Annotated in this window: 28 protein-coding genes and 1 other annotated feature; of the genes, 5 read left to right on the forward strand and 23 right to left on the reverse strand. The window is 37.6% G+C overall.

Annotated elements, in window-relative coordinates:
* Positions 1-39 precede the first annotated feature (39 nt).
* Positions 40-2,706: a YfhO family protein gene (locus AB3217_RS06370; RefSeq protein WP_068805268.1), complete on the forward strand. Its 2,667-nt coding sequence runs from the start codon at positions 40-42 to the stop codon at positions 2,704-2,706.
* A 335-nt stretch (positions 2,707-3,041) separates the two neighbouring features.
* Entirely contained in the window at positions 3,042-4,283 is a 1,242-nt protein-coding gene (locus tag AB3217_RS06375) for an ISL3 family transposase (protein ID WP_063697918.1), read from the forward strand.
* Between the two features lie 149 nt (positions 4,284-4,432).
* On the opposite strand, the gene greA is transcribed toward AB3217_RS06375, so the two are convergent.
* From greA to AB3217_RS06415, 8 genes are all read right to left on the reverse strand, one after another.
* Positions 4,433-4,915: a transcription elongation factor GreA gene (gene greA / locus AB3217_RS06380; RefSeq protein WP_057783154.1), complete on the reverse strand. Its 483-nt coding sequence runs from the start codon at positions 4,913-4,915 to the stop codon at positions 4,433-4,435.
* A 77-nt stretch (positions 4,916-4,992) separates the two neighbouring features.
* On the reverse strand, positions 4,993-5,652 hold the full coding sequence (gene udk / locus AB3217_RS06385) for a uridine kinase (RefSeq protein WP_057783151.1): 660 nt from the start codon (positions 5,650-5,652) through the stop codon (positions 4,993-4,995).
* 17 nt (positions 5,653-5,669) lie between these two features.
* Positions 5,670-6,803 carry an endolytic transglycosylase MltG gene (gene mltG / locus AB3217_RS06390; RefSeq protein ID WP_367365830.1) on the reverse strand — a complete coding sequence of 378 codons (1,134 nt, stop codon included), beginning with the start codon at positions 6,801-6,803 and terminating at the stop codon, positions 5,670-5,672.
* Positions 6,804-6,908: 105 nt separating this feature from the next.
* Positions 6,909-9,332, reverse strand: coding sequence for a phenylalanine--tRNA ligase subunit beta (gene pheT, locus AB3217_RS06395; protein WP_367365831.1), 2,424 nt, complete (start codon positions 9,330-9,332; stop codon positions 6,909-6,911).
* Positions 9,333-9,340: 8 nt separating this feature from the next.
* A complete protein-coding gene (pheS, locus tag AB3217_RS06400) occupies positions 9,341-10,387 on the reverse strand; it encodes a phenylalanine--tRNA ligase subunit alpha (protein ID WP_057783143.1) in 1,047 nt (348 codons plus the stop codon).
* Between the two features lie 50 nt (positions 10,388-10,437).
* Positions 10,438-10,648 (reverse strand) — a binding site (T-box leader).
* A 43-nt stretch (positions 10,649-10,691) separates the two neighbouring features.
* On the reverse strand, positions 10,692-11,042 hold the full coding sequence (locus AB3217_RS06405) for a helix-turn-helix domain-containing protein (protein WP_068805262.1): 351 nt from the start codon (positions 11,040-11,042) through the stop codon (positions 10,692-10,694).
* A gap of 22 nt (positions 11,043-11,064) precedes the next feature.
* Entirely contained in the window at positions 11,065-11,574 is a 510-nt protein-coding gene (locus AB3217_RS06410; RefSeq protein ID WP_057783139.1) for an HD domain-containing protein, read from the reverse strand.
* Between the two features lie 120 nt (positions 11,575-11,694).
* A complete protein-coding gene (locus AB3217_RS06415) occupies positions 11,695-12,471 on the reverse strand; it encodes a TrmH family RNA methyltransferase (RefSeq protein ID WP_367365832.1) in 777 nt (258 codons plus the stop codon).
* Positions 12,472-12,566: 95 nt separating this feature from the next.
* On the opposite strand from AB3217_RS06415, the gene AB3217_RS06420 reads away from it, so the two are divergent.
* Together AB3217_RS06420 and yidC are read left to right on the forward strand one after the other, a co-directional pair.
* Positions 12,567-12,839 carry an acylphosphatase gene (locus AB3217_RS06420; protein WP_057783135.1) on the forward strand — a complete coding sequence of 91 codons (273 nt, stop codon included), beginning with the start codon at positions 12,567-12,569 and terminating at the stop codon, positions 12,837-12,839.
* Positions 12,840-12,912: 73 nt separating this feature from the next.
* Positions 12,913-13,836, forward strand: coding sequence for a membrane protein insertase YidC (gene yidC / locus AB3217_RS06425; RefSeq protein WP_057783133.1), 924 nt, complete (start codon positions 12,913-12,915; stop codon positions 13,834-13,836).
* A gap of 46 nt (positions 13,837-13,882) precedes the next feature.
* Here the strand turns inward: yidC and AB3217_RS06430 are convergent, their stop codons facing one another.
* The 13 genes from AB3217_RS06430 to AB3217_RS06490 form a co-directional block, all read right to left on the reverse strand.
* On the reverse strand, positions 13,883-15,388 hold the full coding sequence (locus AB3217_RS06430) for a HAMP domain-containing histidine kinase (protein WP_057783161.1): 1,506 nt from the start codon (positions 15,386-15,388) through the stop codon (positions 13,883-13,885).
* Between the two features lie 29 nt (positions 15,389-15,417).
* Positions 15,418-16,104, reverse strand: a complete 687-nt coding sequence (locus AB3217_RS06435) for a response regulator transcription factor (RefSeq protein ID WP_057783130.1) — start codon at positions 16,102-16,104, stop codon at positions 15,418-15,420.
* A gap of 188 nt (positions 16,105-16,292) precedes the next feature.
* Complete coding sequence (gene gndA, locus AB3217_RS06440) at positions 16,293-17,711, reverse strand: NADP-dependent phosphogluconate dehydrogenase (RefSeq protein ID WP_057783128.1); 1,419 nt, start codon at positions 17,709-17,711, stop codon at positions 16,293-16,295.
* A gap of 144 nt (positions 17,712-17,855) precedes the next feature.
* Positions 17,856-18,038 carry a 50S ribosomal protein L32 gene (gene rpmF / locus AB3217_RS06445; protein ID WP_367365833.1) on the reverse strand — a complete coding sequence of 61 codons (183 nt, stop codon included), beginning with the start codon at positions 18,036-18,038 and terminating at the stop codon, positions 17,856-17,858.
* Positions 18,039-18,103: 65 nt separating this feature from the next.
* A complete protein-coding gene (locus tag AB3217_RS06450; RefSeq protein ID WP_057783126.1) occupies positions 18,104-18,649 on the reverse strand; it encodes a DUF177 domain-containing protein in 546 nt (181 codons plus the stop codon).
* A 74-nt stretch (positions 18,650-18,723) separates the two neighbouring features.
* Positions 18,724-19,848, reverse strand: a complete 1,125-nt coding sequence (locus AB3217_RS06455; RefSeq protein ID WP_367365834.1) for a nucleotidyltransferase — start codon at positions 19,846-19,848, stop codon at positions 18,724-18,726.
* Between the two features lie 8 nt (positions 19,849-19,856).
* A complete protein-coding gene (locus AB3217_RS06460; RefSeq protein WP_057783122.1) occupies positions 19,857-20,591 on the reverse strand; it encodes a class I SAM-dependent methyltransferase in 735 nt (244 codons plus the stop codon).
* Positions 20,588-20,947, reverse strand: coding sequence for a ribosome silencing factor (rsfS, locus tag AB3217_RS06465; protein ID WP_057783120.1), 360 nt, complete (start codon positions 20,945-20,947; stop codon positions 20,588-20,590). Before rsfS ends, AB3217_RS06460 begins: the two co-directional genes overlap by 4 nt.
* Before the next feature lie 11 nt (positions 20,948-20,958).
* Positions 20,959-21,564, reverse strand: coding sequence for a bis(5'-nucleosyl)-tetraphosphatase (symmetrical) YqeK (gene yqeK / locus AB3217_RS06470; RefSeq protein ID WP_057783118.1), 606 nt, complete (start codon positions 21,562-21,564; stop codon positions 20,959-20,961).
* Positions 21,551-22,195 (reverse strand): nicotinate-nucleotide adenylyltransferase, encoded by a 645-nt coding sequence (locus tag AB3217_RS06475; protein ID WP_057783116.1) that lies wholly within the window; start codon positions 22,193-22,195, stop codon positions 21,551-21,553. The genes yqeK and AB3217_RS06475 overlap by 14 nt, the downstream gene beginning before the upstream one ends.
* A 23-nt stretch (positions 22,196-22,218) precedes the next feature.
* Positions 22,219-22,530: a YhbY family RNA-binding protein gene (locus AB3217_RS06480; protein ID WP_057783114.1), complete on the reverse strand. Its 312-nt coding sequence runs from the start codon at positions 22,528-22,530 to the stop codon at positions 22,219-22,221.
* 17 nt (positions 22,531-22,547) lie between these two features.
* Positions 22,548-23,663 carry a ribosome biogenesis GTPase YqeH gene (gene yqeH, locus AB3217_RS06485; protein ID WP_057783112.1) on the reverse strand — a complete coding sequence of 372 codons (1,116 nt, stop codon included), beginning with the start codon at positions 23,661-23,663 and terminating at the stop codon, positions 22,548-22,550.
* The gene (locus tag AB3217_RS06490) at positions 23,664-24,191 is read right to left on the reverse strand and encodes a YqeG family HAD IIIA-type phosphatase (protein WP_057783110.1); all 528 of its coding nucleotides are present in this window, start codon (positions 24,189-24,191) and stop codon (positions 23,664-23,666) included.
* Between the two features lie 211 nt (positions 24,192-24,402).
* Here AB3217_RS06490 and AB3217_RS06495 point away from each other — a divergent pair, with 211 nt between their 5' ends.
* Positions 24,403-25,353, forward strand: coding sequence for an NADP-dependent oxidoreductase (locus AB3217_RS06495; RefSeq protein ID WP_057783108.1), 951 nt, complete (start codon positions 24,403-24,405; stop codon positions 25,351-25,353).
* 98 nt (positions 25,354-25,451) lie between these two features.
* On the opposite strand, the gene rplT is transcribed toward AB3217_RS06495, so the two are convergent.
* Positions 25,452-25,808, reverse strand: a complete 357-nt coding sequence (gene rplT, locus AB3217_RS06500; protein WP_057783106.1) for a 50S ribosomal protein L20 — start codon at positions 25,806-25,808, stop codon at positions 25,452-25,454.
* A gap of 50 nt (positions 25,809-25,858) precedes the next feature.
* A complete protein-coding gene (gene rpmI, locus AB3217_RS06505; protein WP_057783104.1) occupies positions 25,859-26,062 on the reverse strand; it encodes a 50S ribosomal protein L35 in 204 nt (67 codons plus the stop codon).
* Positions 26,063-26,078 lie beyond the last annotated feature (16 nt).

Here is a 26,078-nt window from a genome sequence, read left to right on the forward strand (position 1 = left end):
TGGTATGCTAAGAAAAGTAATTGCGAAAAGAGGAATATGATGCAAAGAACTAGTCTCAAACACACCAAACACCTTGTTAACTCACATAAACAGCAACTTCTAGTTAGTTTTTTAATTCCGCTAATTTTGATGGCTGGTTATTTTATTTATCGGAAAATGGCGCCATTTGGCTCAAGCAGTTTATTAACTGTTGACCTAGGTCAGCAATATGTTGACCTCTTTGCCTATTTCCGTCACACGATTCTCCATGACCCAACTGCTTTTTTCTATTCTTTTTCAAAAGCAATTGGTGGAGACATGACGGGAACATGGGCCTATTATTTAATGAGCCCATTTAACCTCATCTTGCTATTTTTCCCAGGGAAAACCATCACAACTGGAATTTTTATTATTACCATCTTAAAATACGCATTTGCCGGTCTTACTTTTGCAATTTTGCTTCAAGGAATGTATCCAAAAGTTTCTTGGCTTGTGCCCGGATTGTCAACTGCCTATGCCTTAATGGGATTCAGCATTGCCAATCAACTAAACTTGATTTGGCTGGATGCCCCCATCCTTTTACCTTTAATTATTTTAGGAATTGAACAAATTTTTAAAACGGGTAAAATTCGTTGGTTTGTTTTGTGGTTATCGCTAATGTTAATCATTAACTACTATATGGCATACATGATATGTATTTTTAGTGTCTTATATTTTGCCTTTGCTAGCGCACAACATTATACCTCATTTAAAACGACCTTCACAGCTTTGAAACGATTTGTGGGTGGCGCCCTCCTCTCGGGTGGTTTCGCTTCTTGGATATTGATGCCTACCTTTTACATCTTGACACAAAGCAAGGTCCAGTACACTGAAACAAGTGTGAAGTTTAAATTTGAGTACTTTCCATTTAAAATGCTCAGTAAATTATTACCCGGAACCTTCAATTTTGAACAGATGCCAAGTGGTTTACCAAACATTTTTGTAGGCGCCTTTTGTTTAATTGGTTTCGCGCTCTATTTTACAAATCACAACTTAAAACTACGGGAACGAATTACTTCGGGAATCATTACGTTATTCCTGCTTTTTTCGCTTTGCTTTCAGCCTTTAGATCTGTTTTGGCATGCCATGCAATTTCCATGGTGGTATCCATACCGTTTTAGTTTTCTTGTTTGTTTCTGGATTATCTTTTTAGCAGCCAGATACTTATTCTCGAAACCAACATTTAGTGATCGTAGCCTAATCATCACAGGCCTTATCTTCCTAAGCGGTTTAGTTTACCTCTACTTGAATTTATCTAGTTTCAAAAAATATGTCGATCAAAATAATTTCTTAATTGGCTGCTTATTCGTTGCACTAGGGTTACTGGCCTTTGTGCTTCTTCGACAAAGGCCTAAGTCTGGCTGGTTAATCACCGTTTTAATTGTGCTAGATGTCTTCGTTAACGCTTGTTTATCATTAAATAACTTATCATATGTTTCTCAATCTGAATTTGGTAACTATACAACAGAAATTGATAAAACAACCAGCAAAATTCAAAACAAAGACTCAGGCTTCTATCGGATCGGGACAACCTATATGCGAACTAAAGACGATTCGATGCAGGCCGCATATAATGGTGGTTCTCACTTTAGTTCAACCTTTGAAACTCAAATTCCAAACTTTATGCAAAAAATTGGTCAACCAGATGGAGATGGTTTTGTCACGTACTCCAACGGAACTTTGATTACGGACAGCTTGCTAGGAATGAAATACTGGTCTAAAAATATTGAATCGACTCTCCCCGGTTCATCAGCAGCTTCAACAACTGATCCAACTTTACCGGCACTAACTTATCGACCAGATTTATCTGCCTATAAATTAGTTGGCCAAGACAGTTTGACCCAAACGTATAAAAACCCATACGCCTTGTCTGTTGGCTTTGGTGCCTCAAGTTTGGTGAAAAACTTTGATGGAAGCAAGTTAGATACCATTCAGTATCAGTCACAACTTTACAGTACACTAGCTGGCCACACAAGTTCTAAACTTTTCACTTCAGAAAACTTTAATGAAGTTATTTTCCAGAATATTAATCAAACGACTAAGTTGACTGGTAGTGTTTTGAAGAAAAACAGTTTATCAAAACCCGGAATTGTAACTTTTAAGTTTACCCCAAAAACAAACGGTGCGTATTATCTTACGTTTGGTCAGGATTTAAATCCGGATAATGCAACGTTTACAATCAATGGAAAGTCACTCACTCAGTATTCGCCTTATCGGAATACAGTAGTAGTCAACTTTGCAAATCATAGTAAAGGGAAAACCGTGACTTTGAAAATTCAACTCAAAAAAATGAGTTTATGGCTTGAAAATTTCACTTTATATCACTTAAATCAAACGAAATTTACCAAGATTCAAAAAACGTTGAGCACATCCCCATTAAAGGTTACACAACACAACAGCCACCAAATTAAGGGAAAAATTACGGTGACTAAGAAAAATGATTTCTTAATGACAACCGTTCCTTATGGAAAAGGCTGGCATGCAACGGTGGATGGTAAATCAGCTAAGGTTATCAAAATTGCTAAGACATTCTGTGGTATTCAATTGACCCCCGGTACGCATAAAATTGTACTTACTTACTGGCCACCTTATCTCTTTACCGGTCTCATTGTGACTTTAGTAGCGTTGCTCATTGTCCTTTGTTATCTCTGGTTAAATAAGCGGCGACTTAGGCAAACAAAAGAATAGGTTGAAATTCTATAAAAGAACTTATCAAAAGTGATTAAAGGCTTTGGTAAGTTTCTTTTTTGCTAAAAATTTGTGATCAAAATAAAAAGAGACCTGACAAAAGCGGTTTTTGTTAGGTCACTTTATTTATTATTTCTAATATTATTTCTAAAATATGAAAAAAGGCGAATTTTTCCACTTAGCCACGGTTAACAAAGGGTCTACACTTTCTGGTATTGGTGAATAACTAATACCGGTTTTTTGTCTGTTTTGAAAATCAGAAAAATAAAAAAGGACATCTGTCCTCTTTGTGCTACGATTTAATCGCCAAAACAAATCGAAAAGAGGAAATTCAGATGTCCCTAACTAATTCTATCTTATGCTTATTCGAAATAACAGACCCAAACTTAATTGTCACTGGTATTTCTAAAGAACGGTGTTCCACAAACCAACGTATTCATGTCGTCCATGCAACTTTGTCTTATCAACTTTTAAAGTGCCCACATTGTGGCCATAAAAGCTTAATTAAAAACGGAACTCACATGAGTCACCTGCGTTTAGGAACCTTATCCGGTGGTCGTTACGAAATGCATTTAAAACGTCAAAGATACCAATGTAAAGATTGTTCAAAAACCTGTGGTGCTAAAACTAAGTTGGTTAATCGTAACGAAACTTTCACACATAATATCAAACATCAAGTGATCGTTTTGGCACGCGATATGTTGACGAGTAAAGAAATTGCTAAACTTTGTGGAATTTCGCCAAGCAGTGTTCAACGAATCCTAAATGCCAATATTCACTTAGCCTATCGTGTTAAACATCTCCCAGAGAATCTTTGCTTTGATGAATTTCGTTCCTGTAATCACTGGATGTCCTTTAATTGTTGCGATGCCGTTAGTCATCGCCGAATTGTTACTTTAAAAGATCGGCTAAGTAAAGATATCATTGACTACTTTGAAGCTCGTTTTTCGGTTCAAGAACGTGCCCAAGTTCAATCAGTGACGATTGACATGAATGCTGAATATGGCAGCTTCATTCATCGCTTATTTCCCAATGCGGCCACGATTATCGATCGTTTCCATATTATTCAACTGGCTGGGCGTGCCTTAGATAATGAACGCACGCAGACCATTCGTACTATCCAAGATAAGCATTCACGAATTTATCATATTTTAAAATCTCAATGGCGTTTATTTCATCTTGATGAAATAAAAGTTAATGATTCTAAGGCTGTTTATTTACGCGGAATTAACGAGTATATGACGCAACAAAACGCCATTGATTTAGCTCTAGACGCTTTTCCCAGATTTAGATCTGTGTATCAAACCTATCAAGGTATCTTAAGTGCCATACACCAAAAGGATGCTAATGCGTTCCAATCCTTACTTACTAACTACCAACCCACTAGTAATCAAATGGACATAACGATCAACACGTTTATCAAAAATGGTTCAGCCCTTCTAAACAGTTGTCGTTATCCATTTTCCAACGGTCCAATTGAAGGACTTAATCGTAAAATCAAGGCATTAAAGCGTAACTGTTTTGGTTTTCGAAATATTGACAACTTCTTTATCCGGATTAGTTTAATTCATGAGTAAACAAAAAGCACATTCACCGAAGTGAATGTGCCGTTCAAAATCTCCACCAATACGATTTGACAGAGACCCTTAACAAATAATCCAAAGTACGGACCATTCACAAATCCCGGCTAAGTTCAGAACTACCCGCCTTTTCCACTCACTTTTGCTTATTCAGCTTTGACACTCAAAATTTCGACGTTCATATCGCCACCTGGAGTTGCAATCACAACTTGGTCGCCCACTTTGTGATCTAACAAGGCCTTAGCAATTGGTGAGTCATTGGAAATCTTGCCAGACATTGGATCAGCCTCAGCAGCCCCCACAATTGTATAAGCTTCTGGTTCTTCATCAGGTAATTCTTTGAATTCAACAGTTTTTCCTAAAGACACAACATCTTTGGCAACTGCATTATTATCAATAATTTCTGCATTTTGAAGCATATGTTCAATCGTACTGATTCGACTTTCAACCATACTTTGTTCATCTTTAGCAGATTCATATTCTGAATTTTCTGACAAATCACCAAAACCACGGGCAATCTTAATTCGTTCAATTACCTCTGGACGAGTTTTTGTCTTTTTTTCATTCAACTCATCTTCTAATTTTTTTCTTCCCGCTTCAGTCATCGGATATGTTTTTTCATTTGCCACTTTTTAGACACCTCTTATTTATGATGAAAATATAACGATTTACAGCGTACCATGAAGTAAATGGCTTGTAAATAGACTTACTCACGAAAAATGCCATCTCTGCCATCTTGAGAAAGAATATCTTTAATTTTCGTCGTCAACAAATCAATTGCCACTGTGTTTTGACCACCTTCTGGGACAATAATATCAGCATAGCGCTTGGTTGGTTCCACAAACTGATGAAACATAGGCTTAACGGTTGCTAAATATTGGGTAATCACTGAATCTAACGTCCGTTCCCGTTCTTTGATATCCCGTTCAATACGGCGGATAATACGAATATCATCATCCGTATCTACATAAACTTTAATATCCATCAAATCACGGAGTCTTTGATCATCAAGGATAAGAATTCCTTCTAAAATAATCACATCGCGAGGCTCTTGATGCACCGTTTTGGTACTCCGTGTTAATTTTGTGTAATCATAGACCGGTTTTTCAATTGCTTCGTAGTTCAACAACTGTTTTAATTGCTTAATTAATAAATCAGTATCAAACGCCAACGGGTGATCATAATTTACAGCCGTCCGTTCCTCCATGGACATGTCGGCTTGATCCTTATAGTAAGAATCTTGTTGGAGCGTCATAATTGAATGACCAGATAGATTTTGATAGATTTTTCGACTGACAGTAGTTTTCCCACTACCAGATCCGCCAGTCACACCAATTAAAATGGGTCGTTTGTCATTTGTATTCATGAATTACTCCTCATCCGTTATTTATTACTTGGATCCTGACTGGCTGCATTTGCCAAATGTTCATCGTACGTTTTTGAAAAGTAAATTTTTCCGGTTTTTAAATTAGCAACAAAATATAAATAATCCTTACTGCGGTCCTTAGGGTGCAAAACGGCTAAAACCGATTTTTCACTAGGATTATTAACTGGTCCTGGACCATAACCCTTATGAAGCCGCAAATTGTAAAGTGACTTATCTTTTAAATCAGTTGTTGTTAAATCAGAACCAAAGCTTTTCTTAACCGCATAATAAACAGAAACATCAGATTGTAATGGCATCTTAATCGCTAGACGATTCAAAAAAACACCAGCAATCTTTTGTCGATCAGAAGTTGTATTTCCTTCACGTTCAACTAAGGCAGCCAAAGAAAGAACTTCTTGCACTGTCATTTTTTGCTTTTTAATTTTTGCATAGTAGGGCTTTAATACATCGTTTTCCTTAGCCACCATTTGGGTGACAACGGACTTCAAGGTAGTCTTCTTTCCCAAAGAATAAGTAGCTGGGTAAAGATATCCTTCAAGTCGGTAACGCACGTTAGAAGCCTTCATAGCTGATCCTAACAAATCGGGATACTTCTTATATAGACTATTGATAAAGTCTTTGTCATTCATTAATGCAATAAATTGCTTTTGCGTAAAATTAGACGATTTTTCAATCGTACTACCAACTTCATCAATTGTTTCTCCCTCTTTAATCAAGACATATTTACCAAGTAAAACTGGTGTCGCACTGCCGCCTTTTTGTAATTTTTTGGCAATTTTATTTAAAGTCATCGATGGTTTTAAGACGTAATAGCCAGCTTTAAAATTAGTTATGTTATGAGATTTAACATAGTAACTAAACACTGCACCACTTTTAACGACTTTTTTTTCTTGTAAGATTGAACCAATTTGACGTGTCGAAGATCCTTCTGGTACGTTAATCTGGATTTGTTGCTTACTATCTGGATTTAGTGGCTCCAGAGCGCCTGAAAAATAATGATAAACAATAAATCCAGTTGCTACGATGACAACGGCTAATACAATAGTGACCCACCTAATAATTGAGTGCCCTTGTGTTTGTTTTCTTTGTCTAGTCGTTTTGTCTTGCCCATTTTGATCTTGTTTATTCAAGATTTTTTCCTCCGTTCCTAAAACATTATCTGTAATTATACTAAAAATGAGTTTACTCTGCCGATTTTTTTAATCAGCTATCAAGTTCTATAACTTTCAAAGAGACTATCGAATTTCAATCTCAAATGCTGCTTTTAATGCCGCAATTGCTTGTTCAAATTCTTTATTAACCTCATCTTCCGTTAAGGTGTTATGTTTATCTCGATACGTTAAAGTATAAGCAACAGATTTTTTGTTTTCTGGAATGTGTTTTCCTGAATAAACATCAAATAGTTGAATCTGTTCTAAATGGTGATTGGATTTTTCTCTTAAGGTAGCTTCAATTTCTGTATTTGAAACCTCTTTATCAATTACTAAGGCAACGTCCCGAGTAATTGCTGGATATTTAGAAATTGGCTCATAATGTTGAATCTTCTTTGGTGCATCCAAGATTGCCTGTAAATTAAGTTCAAAGACATAGGTTTCAGGAATCTTAAATTCTTTTTCCAATTGTGGATGAACTTGACCAATAAAACCAATAACCTGATCTCCTAAATAAATATCAGCCGTTCTTCCTGGATGCATTTCTGGACGATCCTGATTAGCAACATAACTTACAGATTTTTCAAAGTTCATGTCATGTAAAAGTAACGACACAATCCCCTTTAACTGATAAAAATCAACGGGAACTTCTTTTCCATACCAACTCTTAGAAATCATGGAACCGGTAATTGCACCCGCCAAATGTTCAACTTCGCTAGGGCGATCCACGCCAGCCGTACGATAAAAGACACGTCCTTGTTCATATAAGGCAACGTTAGCTATCTTACGAGCAACGTTATAAGCCACATCATCCAACAAACCACTGATTAAATTCATTCGTAAAACAGCATGATCCTGACTCATTGGAAAATCAAGCTTCGTTTCTTCACTTTCCTGCATCATGAACATTTTTGCTTTCTGAACAGTTGTTAAACCGTAGCTCATGGCTTGATTTAAGCCGCTACCTTGCAAAAGCTCACGGATCCCACGAATAGCCTGCTGACTAGTTGTTAACCGACCAATTGTGGTTGGACCAGTTGGTAACGTTGAGGGTAAGTTGTCATAACCATAAATTCGCGCAATTTCTTCCAAAATGTCAGCCGGAATATGAATATCCCACCGTCGAGCCGGAACGGTCACCTTGAAGACTTCATCAGAAACCTGAACATTAAACTGTAATCGGTGAAGAATATTTGTCACTTCATCAACATTAAGTGCGGTTCCCAAAACATGATTAATTCGCGTCAAATCAAGCGTAACTTCCACACTTTGGGGATTAGGATCAACTGGTGAAAGATGATTTTTAACCGCTTTTCCTTCTCCAAATTGAGCAGTTAACTGAAGTGCTTCATTCAACGCATCTGTAACAGTCGCAGGATTAATACCCCGTTCAAATCGCATTGAAGCTTCACTGTGGAGCACATGATGACGTGCAGTTTTACGAATTTTAATGGAATCAAAAATTGCTGATTCAATGACAATGGTCTTTGTTTCATCAGTAATTTCCGTTGCTAAGCCACCCATAACACCTGCCATTGCAATGTTTTTATCTCCATCTTTAATCATTAAATCTTGGCTACGCAGTTCTCGCTTCTCACCATCTAAAGTGACAAACTTTGTTCCTTGCGCTGAATAGCCAACACGGATTTCTTTAGTATTTAATTTATCATAATCAAATGCATGTAAGGGTTGCCCATATTTCAACATAACATAGTTGGTAACATCAACCACGTTATTAATCGGACGAATTCCAGCTGTCATTAAACGCACTTGAAGCCAAAATGGACTTGGCATAATCTTTACATTTTTAACGATTCCCATTTGATAGGCCTGAACATCATCTGGTGCATCAATTTTAATGTCCAACAAATCTTTAATGTCCGTTGTTTCGTCGATAGTTTCAAGTTTACGATGATGAATAACCGGCTTTTTGTTATAAATCGCCCCGATTTCATAGGCGTTGCCATCCATGCTAAATAAGTCACCACGATTAGGTGTAACTGAAGTGTCAATCACATTGTCATCCATGCCCAGATATTCATAAACGGGTTCCCCAGGTTTAACATGGCTATCCTCAGGAAAAACATAAATACCATTGACATAGTCCTTAGGCACGACTTTTTCCTCAAAGCCAATTTCTTGTAGTGCACAAATCATTCCATTTGATTGTTGTCCACGCATTTTGCTACGTTTAATTTTGACATTATCCTTGATTCGAGCCCCATGCATAGCCACAATGACATATTGACCTTTTGCAACATTTGGAGCACCACAAACGATTTGAATGGGCTCATCTTCCCCAACATCTACCTGACAAATATTCAAATGGTCAGAATCTGGATGCGGCTGTACGTCAAGTGTATAACCCACAATAATTTTTTTAAGGCCGTCAGCAGCACGTGTAACTTCATCCACTTCAACTGCAGTCCGTTCAATCTTTTCCGCCAATACTTTCGGATCAACATCGAGATCAAAATATTCTTTTAACCAGTTATAAGAAACTTTCATTTTTATTGTTATCCTTTCTTTGAAAACTGTGATAAGAAACGGACATCATTTTGATAGAAGTTCCGAATATCATCAACACCATAACGTAACATCGCAAACCGATCGGGACCAAGGCCAAATGCATAACCACCGTACACCTCAGGATCAACACCAGCCATTCTTAACACATTTGGATGAACCATTCCGGCTCCTAACACTTCAATCCAACCAGTTTGCTTACATACTGAACAGCCCTTACCCATACAATTAAAACAAGTTACGTCAGCTTCTACAGAAGGTTCCGTAAATGGAAAATAACTAGGACGTAAGCGGACTTCAAAACGGTCACCAAAAAGTTCTTTTGCCAGAGTTTCCAAAGTTCCCTTTAAATCGCCCATTGTAATGTGTTTATCGATCACAAGTCCCTCAACTTGATGGAATTGATGGGAATGGGTGGCGTCATCAGTATCACGACGATAAACAACACCTGGTGAAATCATTTTTAATGGGCCTTTAGAAAAATCATGTTTTTCCATCGTCCGTGCCTGGACTGGCGAAGTTTGACTACGCATCAAAATTTCGTCAGTTATGTAAAAAGTATCCTGCATGTCACGAGCGGGATGATCCTTAGGCAAATTCAACATTTCGAAGTTATATTTATCAGTTTCAACCTCTGGACCCTGAACCACTTGATAACCCATCCCTAAGAACAAGTCTTCAATATTATCAATAATTTGTTGAATCACATGTGGTTGCCCTTGCAAAACGGGTTTTCCAGGTAATGTGACATCGATTTTTTCATTTTCTAATTTTTTAGCAATTACTGCTTTTTCCAGTTCAGCCCGTTTTTCTTCAATAGCTGCTGTAATATTATCCCTCACTCGGTTAGACAGTTCACCAACTTTAGGACGTTCAGTCTTGGGAATGTCACGCATCCCCCGTAAAATTTCAGTCAAAGGACCCTTTTTACCCAATACATTGACTCGAATGGCATCTAAGCCTTTAAGACCATCTGTACGTGAAATCTCATGTAAAGATTTCTTTTTTAATTCTTCTAACTGTTCATGTAATCCCATAACCTGACCTCCTAATTTTTTAAAAAAATGCACAAAAAAACTCGCCTCCAAAAAGGGACGAGTTATCGCGTTACCACCCTGGTTTACTAACAAAATAGGTTAGCACACTTGGCATCAATAACGGCGACTTACCGATTCATTCTTTCAAATAAATAACTCCGAAGTGAATTCACCAGCCTTAGTTTGGATATCTGCTTTCAGTCTAAGGCAGATACTTCCTTTCAAACATCACTAGCTACTATTCTTCCTCATAGTTTTTCCGACTTAAATATTAGATTAAAATTGCATGATAGTCAACAACTTTTTACTTTTCAGTTGCGTACCAACAATCTGCAAATTCATGAACCGCATTCATAACTGGACGCAAGGCTTCCCCCTTTTGAGTGAGCTGATATTCAATCAAAGATGAATTTGGATGAGTTAATCGATTCACAATTCCCTCAGTCTCCAAATTTTTTAGTCGTTCTACCAATACACGATCACTACACTTAGGCACATTGTGTGCTAAATCCTTGAATCGTTGTGAACCTTCATTTAATAAAACTTCGATAATTAATCCGTTCCATTTTTGACCGAGGACGGAAAATGTCCGGCTAAACTTTGGACATAGTGAAAAATTGTCGACTGGCTCGGAAACCTTTAGTGCTTCTGACATTGCTCTTCCTCCTTATAACTCTTTATTTCTCAGAAGAAATCCGTTGTTGCATTTTATTCAACATAAACCGGGCTTTCTTGTGAACATGTCCTAAATACTCTTGTGTGGCCGCATAATCATCAACTACCGAGACAATAATACTTTCTCTGTACTTGGGAAACGCAAGTGTTGCGCCCCACATATGTTTAAGAATAATATCCTTTTCCATTGGTGTTAATGGTGTCAATTTTTCAGCATTACGCAAAGCCACTCGTGGATGAATGTACGCATGTGATCCCAAATCAAATTTAGTGGTACGCCAGTCATAATAAAACAAATCATGTAATAATCCAGCTCTAGCCACTGCACGATCATTTAAATGCCATTTTTTGGCAATCAAATAGCTTTGATAGGATACTGAAATAGAATGCTGCAACCGCGTGTAATTATGATGTTGTGTAAACTGGTCTAATTTTTGGACTTCTTTAGTGTTTAATAAATCTGAAACGATCTCAAGATAATCCTGATCCTGTTCCCAAGCATTTATTTTCATTAAATACTTCCTTTTTTATATTAAATTTAGTAGTTAACTAATTTTGAATTACCAATATAATACCTACTTTTGCGCTAAAAAGCAAAGGAAACACTAACTAAATATAAAATGTAACAAAAACTAAATATCTTTCAAAGAAAACATCAAAACTCCAGCCGCAACAGCCACGTTTAAAGACTCGGCTTTTCCTTTGATTGGGATGTATAAATTAGCAGTTGTTTGGGTCAATAACTCTGGTGACATCCCATTTCCTTCATTACCCATGATCAAAGCAAAATCATCCGCTTTTTCAATAGTTTGGTAGTTTTTAGCTTGCGGATTTAGTTCTGTTCCATAAACCGGAATTTTCGCCTGTTTAAAGCTTTGAGTCCATTCATCAAGGTTGCCCAGTACTAGCCGAATATGAAACTGACTTCCCTGCATAGCACGTTGCACTTTTGGATTGAATACATCAGCCGTCCCTTTACCAAACACAACTCCCGCAAAATCGGCTGCATCTGCTGTTCGAACCATTGTCCCGATATTACCTGGGTCTTGAATGTTATCTAAAAATAGCCAGGATCCCTTTTCATCAGGAATTGGATCTTGAATTTGCCGCTGCTTGTTAGGGATTTGGACAACGGCAAAAATACCCTGCGTCGTCACAGTATCACTCAAACGATCCGCAACTTTGTCTGAAACGATCACTAACTTATCTTCGGGAATGTCAAAACTAATGGCATCCAACTCTTCTTGCGTACTGACAATATAATCTGTAATTGCATCACTTTGTAAAACCTCGGTGACTAAATGACGGCCTTCAATTAAATATAAGCCCGTCTTTTTACGTCCCTTTTTGGTTTTTAACTTTTCCCATTCTTTAACTCGATTGTTCTGTGTTGATAAAATTGTTTCCATAATTTATCTCCTTATTTAATGTTAGTATACCATATTATTTCTTTTGCATGAGAAATGCTAAAATGGAGATAACACATTTGAAAGGAAGATGATTTATGAAATCAGTTACAATTCAAGTTTTTGGTCGTGTTCAAGGAGTCGGCTTTCGTTATTTAACCAAAATGGTTGCCGATAAACTAAATATTAAGGGTACCGTAGCTAATCGCAATGATGGTTCTGTTTTTATTGAGGCTGAAGGTGAAAACGATCACTTAAATGAATTCATTAATGCAGTAAAAATGTCTCCATCTCCCAGTGGCCATGTTGAAAAAACCACCATTACGGAACAAACGCTTCAAAATTTCACTGATTTTCGGGTTACATACTAAACAACCATTGAAAAACCAACGATTATAACGTATAGTAGCGATTGTCAGTTTAATTTGAAAGGGAATGTATTAATTGAAGAAAATAAAACACCTGGGCACGCTCACAGCTATTGCTAGTTTAGCGTTGCTATTGACCGGATGCGTTCAACGAACAAAGTCAGGAAAACCGTATGGCATTATCTACGATTATTTAGCCGTTCCAACGCAACACATCATGAACTGGATTGCTAGCCTGCTTGGTGGTAGTTATGGTTGGGCAATTATTGCCGTAACTTTCATCATTCGAATGGTTCTCCTTCCAATGATGATTGAACAGTCACGTAAAGCAACTGTCCAACAGGAAAAAATGGCTTATGTGAAACCACAAATGACTGCCATTCAGAAACGTCAAAAAGAAGCCACTACAAACGAAGAAAAGGCAGCTGTCAGTCAACAAATGATGTCTCTTTATCGCGACAATGGCATCAGTATGACTGGTGGAATGGGCTGCTTACCAATTCTGATCCAATTTCCAATTTTTGCTGCCCTGTATGCCGCAATTCAATATTCACCAGAATTAGCCAGTGGTACAGGAAGCTTATTTATGGGATTCAGCCTTGGTAAACCTAATTTAATTCTTGCTGGCCTTTCCTTTATCGTTTATCTATTGCAAGGTTGGTTAGGAACTTTAGGAATCCCCGCAGATCAGAAAAAATCGATGATGTCGATGATGATTGTTAGTCCGTTAATGATTTTCTTCATCTCATTTAGAGCTCCTGCCGGTTTAGGCCTATACTTCTTTGTTGGTGGAATCTTTGCATGTATTCAGACCTTAATTATTTATCTATATCGGCCAAGAATTCGTGCCTCAGTTGAAGCAGAAATGAAGAAGAACCCACCAAAAGTGGTAGTTCCACCAGCACCAGTCACACCTGCTCAGCCAAAAACAACAACGATTGCACAAGAACATGACGAGAATCGAAAACGAAATGCTGGCAAACAGCAGCATCATAAATAAATGCAAATCGAAAAAAGGATTGGAAATTTAATTTTCCAATCCTTTTTTAATCCCCTAAATCATGATCAGGTGATTTATCATCGTCATCATCACTAGGTTCATCTTTGACAATCGGTAATGTAATTCTAAAAATGGAACCATACCCAACTGAGCTTTCAAGCGAAATTTTTCCATGATATCCTTCTACCAGCCGTTGAGCAATTGATAAACCTAAACCATTGCCTCCCTTGTCCCGACTTCGAGCTTTATCTACACGATAGAATCTATTAAAAACTTTTTTAACATCTTCTTCAGAAATACCCTCACCAAAGTCTTGAATCGCAATTTGAATGGTTCGAGCATCTTCGGCCGCCGAAATATGAATCTCTTTTCGTTTAGTTGAATACTTAACCGCATTATCTAGTAGGATAATTAAAACTTGTTCCAAATGATTTCGATAAATCTGGACAATTGGATTTGAATACACATCACTATCTAGAGTAAATGTAAATTCAGGATGAATCATCTTAAAATCATTAAATACTTGATTAACTACCTTCATCACAGGAGTCTTTTCCTTTGAAAAATGGATTTCCAATTGATCAGCTCTTGTTAAGTCCAACATTTCTTGAACTAGGCTTTGCATGCGCTTCGTTTCATCCAAAGAAGCCTGCAGAGACTCATTTAAAATCTTCGGGTCATCTTTACCCCATCGATTTAGCATCTCCATATGGCCCTGAATAACGGCTACAGGCGTTCGGAGTTCATGGGATACGTCTTCAACAAACTGATGCTGTTGATCAATATATCGCTGCATACGATCTAGCATATCATTAAAAACAATTGCTAAATCTGATAACTCATCATTTCGTTCAAGATCAGGAATTCGTAATTCAGTTTGAGGATCCTCTGTGACTTGCTTCATGGTATTGTTCATCACATTAATTGGCCGTAATAAATAAGTAGCCAGTAAGTATCCAAAAAGCGAAATTAACGCAAAAGCAATGATCGTTAACAAAATAATAATCCAGATTACTTTTTGCTGTGTGCGTTTCACGCTGGTTAGCGTGTCCACAACCTGAATGTACCCAATTAACTTACCTTTACTATTTTTAATGGGTGCCCTACCTATCAACCCATCAAAATTGTCTTCTTTCTCCCTTGCAATTGTTCGTTTACTTGGAACCACAAATTTCTCTGAACTTCGCCGTGTAGCAAAGACTTGCTCTCCTTTTAAATCATAAACGGAAACCACGATATCGCGGCGAGCAAGGTTAGTTAACAATTGATTGCTGTATGGTTGTTCACTTTGCTCAGAATTACCTGCCGCACTGTCAGGTCGTAAATACTTACCCACGGTAATCCCATCAATTTTGGAAACTTTCTGTAAACGGGAATCAACAGAATTAATGGTTGTGTTAACTTGCTCTCGCTCTTGATTCAACATCACTTGTGAAATACTATTAAAGACAAAAAATGAAAATACGAAAAAGATAAGGAGAACGCCAACTCCTGTTCCAATCGCCCATTTCCATTTCAAAGATATTCTTCGTTTAGCTAAACCGGTTTGCATATATGGTTGTTGTTTTGTTTGCGCTTGGCTCACGATCGCATCACGTACCCTGTTCCTCTAACTGTCTGAATGTAAGACTGCTCACCCGGACGATCAATCTTATTCCGTAAATAACGAACATAAACATCGACAACATTCGTTTCAACTTCATTATCAATGCCCCAAACCTCGTCTAAAAGTGCATCCCGAGATTGGACAACGTTAATGTTTTCCATTAATAACAATAAGAGTTGATATTCACGTTTTGTCAAATTAATAATTTTGCCGTCACGACGGGCAACCTGATTTTCCTTTTCAATCGTAATATCACGATAGGTTACAGTTGTTTGCTGAAAGGCTTTTTGTTCACTTTCAATATCAATTCGACGTAGTAACGCGCGTAAACGTGCTAACAGTTCTTCAATTGCAAATGGTTTAACAATATAATCATCCGCACCATGATCTAATCCAGAAACACGGTCAATCACTGAATCTCTGGCAGTCATCATAATAATTGGTGTTGTTTTTGCTTCCCGAACTCGTCGGCAAACTTCAATCCCGTTTAACTCCGGTAACATTAAATCTAGCAAAATGGCATCAAAATTCTTATTTAGTGCTGCTTCTAAACCTGTTCGTCCGTTAAATTGAACTTCTGTTTCATAACCTTCATGTTGAAGCTCTAGTTCAACAAACCGCGATAAACTTTTTTCATCTTCAATAATTAATATCCGACTCATTCTCCCACTCCTAGTTGTTAAAAGTTAAAATTATCTTAATCGTGCTAAATTCATACAAGACAAAGTTTAACATTAAAATGAGATTTTGCCTAGAAGCACTCACTTCTTTATAAGAAAAAATAACTTTGAGGACAAAAAAAAATCAATTTTAAGCATTAATGTGCCTAAAAAAGATTCCTTTTTACTATTTATTGTTCTTTATACCATGAATAATGGAAAGTACCTTCGCGGTCGACACGTTCATACGTATGTGCGCCAAAGTAATCTCGTTGAGCCTGTAACAAGTTAGCAGGCAAAACGGCAGAACGATAAGAATCGTAATAAGAAATGGCAGCAGTAAATCCAGGCATTGGAACACCAGCTTTAACCCCTAATCCAACGATGTCTCGAATCGATTCTTGATACTTTTTAGCAATATCTTTGAAGTAGTCATCCAACAATAAGTTATCCAATTCAGGATCTTTATCAAATGCATCAGTGATATTTTGCAAGAACTGCGCACGGATGATACAACCAGCACGCCAAATTTTAGCAATTTCACCAAATTGTAAATTCCAATCATAATGCTTTGAAGCAACTTTCATTTGTTCAAAGCCTTGCGCATAACTCATGATCTTACTGAAGTATAGCGCCTGACGAATTTTTTCAATCACAGCATCTTTATCAAATTCAACTTTGCCTTCTGGTTTAGGTAGAACTTTACTTGCAGCAACTCGCTCATCTTTCAAAACAGAAATATAACGCGCATAAACGGATTCTGTGATGAGGGATTGAGGAACGCCTAACGCAAGTGCATTTTGTGAACTCCATTTACCAGTCCCTTTATTGCCACCCTTATCCATAATCAAATCAACGATTGGTTTATCAGAGCCTAAATCATCTTTGCGAGTTAAGATATCAGCGGTAATGTCAATGAGGTAACTATCCAGTTCCCCTTTGTTCCAGTCGGAGAAAATATCAGCAATTTCATCAACTGAAAGACCAACCATATTACGTAGCAAGTTGTAACTTTCGTCAATGAGCTCTTCATCGCCATATTCAATTCCGTTATGAATCATTTTGACGTAGTGACCAGCACCATTAGGTCCAATGTAGGTTACACATGGTGTCCCATCTTCGGCCTTTGCAGCCATTTTTTCAAAAATAGGTGCAACCAAATCATACGCCTCTTTTTGACCACCAGGCATCATTGAGGGACCTTCAAGAGCTCCCAATTCACCACCAGAAACACCAGTGCCGATAAAGTTGATTCCTGAATTATCTAATTCAGCATTTCGACGCATTGTGTCTTCAAAGAAGGTGTTACCACCATCAATCAAGACATCACCTTTGTCCAAATGTGGAAGTAACTCAGCAATCACAGCATCAGTTGCCTTACCAGCTTTTACCATCATCATGATTCGACGAGGTTTTTCAAGTGAATTTACGAAGTCTTCAATTGTATAGCTAGGTACTAGGTGCTTTTCTGGATGGTCGGAAACGACCTTTTCTGTTTTCGAACCAGTCCGATTGTATATTGCAACTGTGTAGCCGCGACTTTCAATGTTAAGAGCTAGGTTCTTGCCCATAACTGCCATACCGACTACGCCAATTTGTGGTTTATCCATGTTGCTGCCTCCTATTTTTTAGTTCGTACTAATCGTAACAAAAACGCTAACAAAGTTAAAGTTTTTAAAACTAAATTTGATTTTAGCGCAAACAAAAAGCAGGAAAAACCATGGCTTTTTCCTACCTTTTGTTAAATAAACGAATTATTCACTTTTAACATCTAATACTTGTTTACCATCGTAATATCCACAGCTTGGGCAAACACGATGTGAAACTCGTAATTCACCACAATTTGGACATGGTGCCAAACCTGGAGTTTGTAATTTGATATGTCCACGACGATTACGTTTGCGTGATTTTGATGTTTTTCTTGCTGGTACGGCCATCAATAGCACCTCCTTTAAGAGAATTACGGTTTCCCGCTAATTTTATGTCTTACACTATATTAATACTACTTAGGATCAGAATCTTCTGAGTTAAATAGATCTTTTAGTTTAGCAAGACGTGGATCAACTTGTTTAATTTGCGCATCTTTTTCATCTTCCTCGGAAATAACTTCCCAATCATCCCCAGCGGGCATTGGAACTTTGCCATTTTCTTCATCAGGTGAAAAGATTTGCATCGGAATTTGTAAAATAATATTATCCGCAACAGCCTTTGAAAAATCAATTTGGTCATCCTGAACCGGCAAAACCGTTTCGGTTGCGTCAAATCGATCTAAACTTGTACCTGCTTCAACATAATATTCATTCACGGGAAAGTCTAACTGAAAATTTACTGGCTGTAATGACCGTGAAGACGGTACCACGATTTCTCCAGTAACTTTAGCTGAAACTAACACTGCATCCCGATCCTTAATTGCATACCCATCGACTTTAACCAGTTTCACATCCAAAACTTCCGACGTGCGACTGATTAAGTCCTCTTTTAAATCAAGATTTTCATTAAAATGGAGGGGTTCCTTGTGTTTCATAAGATCAGAAAGTGACCAATTCATTTAAAAACCTCCTAATGCAACGAATGTAATTATACCTGTGCAAAAAATCTTTGTCAATGGAAATTCCTTGACAGTCACACTAAAATAATTGGTTTTCGTCCAATTGTTTGTTCTTGACCTGTTAATAAACTATAAATTTGGTCAGCTTGACAAGTAATTCGGTAAACAGAATCACTTTCTTCTTTTCCAATTCTACTCAGCACCAACAAATTCAAAACCTGCATTTGATGTAAATACTGTTGTCCAATTGGATTAAATCCAAGAACTCGAAACACTGATTTTTGGTTAAGCATTTGCCCTTTCTTAAGATTTAACGTAATAGCCAAACACAAGCGCTGCAAATGGGTATACGTATACCGTTTTGTTTTTAACGCTTGTATAAAAGTTGTAAAATCAGTAGTTTTCTGAATGATAGCTTTAATTCGATTTTCAATTCCTTCTGAAACACCATAAATTTGACCTATTTCTTCTGCCGAAGTAGTTAATACCCGATACTTCAGGTAGGGCCATAAATCGTTCCAACTAACTACAGGACCTGCCAAATCCTTTTTCGTTTGTTCCGGAATAAAAATCTCATAATTTTTATTTTTTTTTAAACGAGCCTGCCGAATCGCCGAAGCACTCGCAAAATGTGCAAAATTTAAAGATCGATCCGAATGATCGCTTTCTAGTCTTTGTACAGGGACTAACTTCATTTTAGAAGTTTCCACTTTTTGATTGGCCAAAAAATAATTAAAGGCCAAAATATCATTGGCAGTCTTTAATTCAGTCCCGGTTTGTTGAGCGAGTGTTTTAAATAGCTGCGCAGCAAAGCTTTGAGCATGATTCGAACCTTCAAATTTAAGATTCTGCGCTTTTTCAACTAAATAATTATAGTTTAACTCTGGGTGCTCACTTCCAAAAACCAAATAATCACTACCCAGCTGTGCTGCCATTGAAACCGCACCTTGCGCAAATAAATGAGCAGCTTGCATGGAAACATTGATTGGCAGTTCGATAACCAAATCAGCCTGACTACTCAAAGCCTCTTTCGCGCGTTTCCACTTATCAATGATGGCAGGTTCTCCTCGCTGTAAAAAATTGCCACTCATTAGCACCACTAACACATCAGCGTGCGTTAATTCACGGGCTTTGTTTAAAAGATAGGCATGTCCGTTATGAAACGGATCAAATTCTGCAATTACACTGCAAACTGTCATTTAGTCACCTACTTTGAACACTCGAAAAACCACCGCGTACTTTTGTCGTTGATAGCATCTCTGCCAAAATTGCTTGAAGTTTTCACATTCTTAAAGCCAACTTCATTAAGCAAACTCAAATACGTTTCCAATTCATAAGTGCGTTCATGATGTAATTCATTAATTTTACTATAAGTGTTTGTGGCGTCATTTTTCACAAAAAAGGTCAAGTCGTGCTCTACACTATGTGGTTCCTCAGTCTGATAGGTTGTCCATAAAAACGCCTGCTCGTCATCCACATAGTTATACATATAGCCAGGATAGATCTCATCTGTTTGATACGGCGAAATCACATCAAACAAGAATTTTCCATCCGCGTTCAAATGCTGAAAAACCTGAGCAAAACAGGTTTTCAAATTCTGTTTATTTGGTAGATAGCAAAAAGAATCTGCAAAACATGACACCACATCGTAATTTCCAAGTTCACTCAAATCTAACATGTTACCTTGCATCAATGGCAAAGTAACTTTGGCCTCTTGTGCATGTTCATCCGCCAAAGCCAACATTTCATCAGATAAATCGAACCCTGAAACCTGATAGCCATCTTGAATGAGTTTAACCGCTAATCTTCCACTGCCACAAGCAAGATCCAACCAGTCAACTGTTTTGTCAGACTGCCGTTTGGAAACAAAATCCAGCCACTGATCATACATGGCTGGGTCCATCAAATCATCATATAGTTTAGCAAAGGTCTGATAAATCATGCTTCAACCCATTTTTGAACATCAACAGGATTGGCCTGTGACCAAAGCTTTTCCAAATTATAGAATTTACGTTGATCAGTCTGGAAAACATTTACAATAACGTCGCCCAAATCAATTAGGATCCATTCAGCGGCACGTTGGCCTTCTACGTGGCGGACGGACACACCGTTTTTTTCATTTTGGTCAACAATTTCATCTGCAATAGCGGCCACTTGTCGATTTGAATTAGCACTCATAATCACAAAATAATCTGCCAACAAACTCACATTTTCCATGTCTAAGGCAATGATGTTTTCTGCCCGTTTACTACTTGCTGCTTTCACAGTCGTTTCTAAGATTGTTTTACTTTCTGTCAATGAATTTCCTCCTATTTTTCGTTCTGCCATGCGTTATATGTGGCAATGGTACCCGGATAAATGGGCTTTGCATTTTCAACTAAATAACTTAGCGTCTGTTGTGTTTGAAAAAAGACACCCTTTTTTAAACTTTCATGTGTGATCTGGCGAGCTTTGTCAACACCAGGGAAATCTCGACCAGGCTCGATATAATCGGCCATATAAACAATTTGATCAAGTTTAGTCATATAGGCTGCGCCAACTGTGTGACGGCGCACAGCGTTCAATATATCTTCGTCATAGATATGCAATTCATCTTTGATGAGCTCAGCCCCAACCACACCGTGCCAAATTGCATTACCATAATCCAAAAGAACCGGATTCATCTGTTTATCATTAATCACTTTAATAAAATCATGATCAGATCGTTGCTTGGCATAATCATGTAAAAGGCCAGCAATAGCAGCTTTTTCAGGATCTACATTGTTTTCATTTGCTAATTCCATTGCTTGCTTTTCAACCCGTAAACAATGCTGAAAGCGTTTGTCATCTAACTTTTCTTGAACTTTATCTACTAATTGTTTTCTTGTATAAGGAATTAAATTTTCTGAATACTCAATTGTGTCATTTTTTTCCATATAATTTATGCTCCCTAATGTATTCGCAAACTTGCTGTGGAACAAGATACCTTATTGAATGCCGTTTAGCAATCTTGTGGCGAATTAGTGTTGAACTCAAATCAATTGTGGGGGTATCAACCCATAAAATTGGATAGGCACTATGCACTTTCACTCCGGGCCGTTTAACACCCACGAATTGAACCATTTTTGCCAAATCAGCAATCCGATACCATTTTGGTAAATAAGCAACCATGTCAGCGCCAATAATAAAATAATATTGATTTTCCGGATGAGCACGTTTCAAAGCTATCAATGTATCATAACTATAGCTTTTCCCACCTCGATTGATTTCGGCAAGTTCAACACCGAAATTCGGATTATCTTCAACTGCAAGTTTGACCATCGCCACTCGATGCTTGGCTTCAATTGCAGATTTAGTATCCACATGAGGTGGAATAAAATCAGGCATAAAATCCACTCGATCAAGTCCGAGTTGCGAACAAACCTGTTCTGCCATGATTAAATGTCCCAAATGAGGCGGATTAAATGTTCCTCCCAATAAACCAATTCGTTTATGCACAATATCACTAACTAATTCTGTTTCGACAGTAACTTTTGTCTGTTGAACGGTTTTTGTCCGCGTCAAAATCTTTCACACTCCGTTGATTAAACTTAAATATCTTTAACCTGCAACGAAATATTGCGTTTGTCTTCGTCATCAGACTCTTTAAACAACACTAAGACATGACCAATGATTTGAACAACCTGAATAGCAGTATGACTTTCAATGAAATCCTTAACCTCTTCAGGAGTAACGTCTGCACTTTGTTGCAAATTAATTTTAATTAATTCATAGTTATTCATGGCACCATCTAGCTGATCGACCCATGCTTGAGTTAAGCCATTTTTACCAACTGAAAATTTCGAGCGAAAGCGTTGAGCCTTACTACGTAAAAATCTTTTTTGTTTTCCTCTTAAATTCATATTTTCCTCTTTCATTTTTAAACCAGTGGGCGACGGACGACAGTTGAGATGCCTCTTGGCGCCCAAATAGCAATCGTTGAATGACCAGGAACCGTAATCCATCCCAATCCCTCAATCACAACATCACTCTTTTCATCCAAATGAAATTCATGGCGTTGTAACTCTGGCAATTTCTCCAAACCTTCTTTATCCGGCGGTGTTAAAAGTTCACCCACATGCTTGGTATAAAAGTTTTCTGCGTTGCTTAACTTCGTCCGATGAATCATTAAATTATTTTCAAAATAGGTAATTACTGCGCCATGGCCACTTATATAATCAAATCGACCTAGACCACCAAAGAAAAGTGTTTGTTGATCATCCAATTGGAATGTACTTGGTTTGATTGTCTTTTGTGGTGAGACGTATTTCAAGTCTTTTCCGGTTAACACATGGGCCATCTGATCCTCATGGACAATTCCTGGTGTGTCAATTAACATTTTACCGTCTTCGAAAGGTATTTCAATTTTATCAAGAGTTGTACCAGGAAAACGAGAAGTGGTAATCAAATCCTGGGTCCCGTTGTTTAACCGAATAATTTGATTAATCAGGGTAGACTTTCCAACATTTGTCACACCAACAACATAGGCATTACGATTTTTACGATACTTTTCAATCGTATTTAATAAAATTTCAATTTCATCAAGATTTTTTGCACTCGTTAAGAGGACATCAAGAGGCCGAATCCCTTGTAAGTTGGCCTGTTGTTTCAGCCATTCTTTCATTTTGTTTCGTTTCAAAGACTTAGGAAAAATATCTTCCTTATTTCCAACCAGCAAAACTGGATTATCACCAACGAAACGATGAATCCCAGGAATCATACTTCCATTAAAATCAAACATATCGACAACGTAGACAATCAAAGCATCATCATCGCGAATTTGGCTCAATAAACGTAAAAAGTCGTCATCCGTCAATGACACAGGTGCAATTTCATTGTAGTGGCGTAAACGGAAGCAACGCTGGCAATAAACTTCGCCCTTTTCTAATCCCTTATCTAACGCACTCTGAGGCGTATATCCCAGTTGGTTTTTATCTGTTGTTTGAATTTTTGCGCCACAACCAATGCAATAAACTTCATCTTCGGCTTGATCCATTTATTTAATTTCCTCCTGCCAGTTCATATCTGGGTATTTTTTTGTTAACCTTTTCTGAATAAAATATTCAAAAAAACGATTTATCTTAGTATTCCATGCATCCGAATTTAATAGTGGTTTCACTAGTATACTGCGTGTCCCTGCTGAATTTGCCGCTAAAATATCAGTAAGTAATTGATCCCCAACCATAACCACTTGATCGGCATTGAGATTTAATTTTCTTAGTGCCCGGTGAATTCCAAAACCTAATGGCTTCAATGCTCTGGAAACAAATGGTAACTGTATGTTTCTTAGTGCCCGTTTAACCCGTGAATGACTATTGTTAGAAACAACGATAACCGGGATCCCAGCTAATTCCATTTGTGTGATCCATGTCCTTAATTCACTTGTGCCATCTGGATTATCCCAAGCAATCAAAGTATTGTCTAGATCAGTTAAAACCGCTTTTATTCCTGCTTTTTTGAGCTCGTTTGGCGTTAAACTATAAATCTTTTTCAATCGCCAAGTTGGCTTAAACTTTTCAATCATCCTACTCTCCTTAAAACACACTATCCCATCATTATAGTTGATTTTCACAATTTTTGCATTCAAAGTCGCTAGAATCTCATTAAGATTTTTAATTGCCTAAATAAAATCAAATTATTTAAGGTTTTTAACCTTGTTGAGTTAATATTAGTCATAAACTAATTTACTCACATAAACAATAAATATTAATTCACTTTAAAGGAGTTTACTCAATATGAAGGCATTTGGATTTGAAAAATATGGTAGCCCTAGTGTTTTTGAAGAATTCAACCTTACCCAGCCCACTCCTGAAAAAGGACGAGTCATTGTTAAAACCCAAGCTTTTGCGATGAACCCTTTTGATAGCAAACTGCGTCAGGGAAAAATTTCATTTAAAAATGCTCCCCAACTGCCATTCGTCCCTGGAAGTGACGTCGCTGGAACCGTTGTTGATGCAGCACCCGATGTCACGGAATTTAAAATTGGCGACTCAGTGATGGGTCGTGTCGTTCGTGGTGCTTATTCAGAATTTGTGTCCGTCCCTCATTTAAAACTTATCGCCAAACCAAAGGAGCTGTCGTTTGCAGAAGCCGCTGGGATACCCAGTGCTGGTGTGACTGCTTATGATGTGCTCAAAGGGGCAGTCCATTTAGAAAACGTGACTTCCATTTTAGTGTTAGGTGCATCTGGAGCTGTGGGTTCAATGATTGTCCAAATTGCAAAAGCAATGGGTTTGTTTGTTGCAGCTACTGCCTCACTTAAAAACGCGGATTTTGTCAATCAACTGGGTGCCGACTTATTTATTTCTTCAGATCAAGTGATGCAAAGAAATTTTTTAGATCACGCACCGGTTGACGTTTTAATCAATGCCACTCCAACCGAGTTCACAGAAAAAAATGGTTACAGATGGTTAAAACCTGAAGGTCAATTAGTTAGCTTGAACGGGTTTTCGAAAGAATTCAAAGTCCAATTTGAAACACAATCCATTACCGATTTTAACGATGCTACTTACCACCAAAATAAAAAAGCCTTAGTTTATCTCACTGAATTAATCATGCACAATCAGTTACACGCATCAATTGCACAAACTTTCCCTTTTTCACTTGAAGGCGTCGTTCAAGGCCAGACTCTCTTGGACGACCATCATAAACCAGGTAAAATTGTTGTTTCCAAAGAATTAAATTAAGGCAACGCTTAACTGTTTATCTAATTTTTACAAAAAAAATCCTCGATTCTTGTTAACTATTTCAAAATGAAATAACCTAACAATTCGAGGATTTTTTACTAAGCCAAAGCCTTTTTAGCTGACTCAACTAAAGCTGTAAATGCTGCTGCATCACTAACTGCGAGATCTGCAAGCATCTTACGGTTCATATCAATGTTAGCAACTTTTAAACCGTGCATTAATTGGCTATAACTCATATCATTCAAACGAGCTGCAGCATTAATACGTGCAATCCAGATCTTACGAAATTCACCTTTACGGTTACGACGATCACGAAAGGCATACAAACCAGACTTCATAACTTGGTCTTTAGCAACCTTAAAGTTAGTATGTTTTGGTCCGCGATAACCTTTAGCAAGTTTCAATACGCGTTTACGACGACGACGTGTTACTGTTCCACCCTTTACTCGTGGCATAATAATTCCTCCTAGAACTGGTCACCCAGCATTTTATTCTTTAAATTAGACTATTTGCTGATTGGAGCTAGCATCTTACGATAACGCTTAACGCTCGTATGATCCATCATGCTCAATCCACGTAATTGACGACGTTGTTTCTTTGTCTTTCCATGGAATCGGTGACTTGTATAGGCATTTGCACTCTTAAAACCACCATTAGCAGTTCGTTTAAAACGCTTTGCAGCAGCGCGATTTGTCTTCATTTTTGGCATAATATGTTCCTCCTAC

The organism is Pediococcus parvulus, assembly GCF_964063155.1.
In the GTDB taxonomy this organism is placed as follows: Bacteria; Bacillota; Bacilli; order Lactobacillales; family Lactobacillaceae; genus Pediococcus; species Pediococcus parvulus.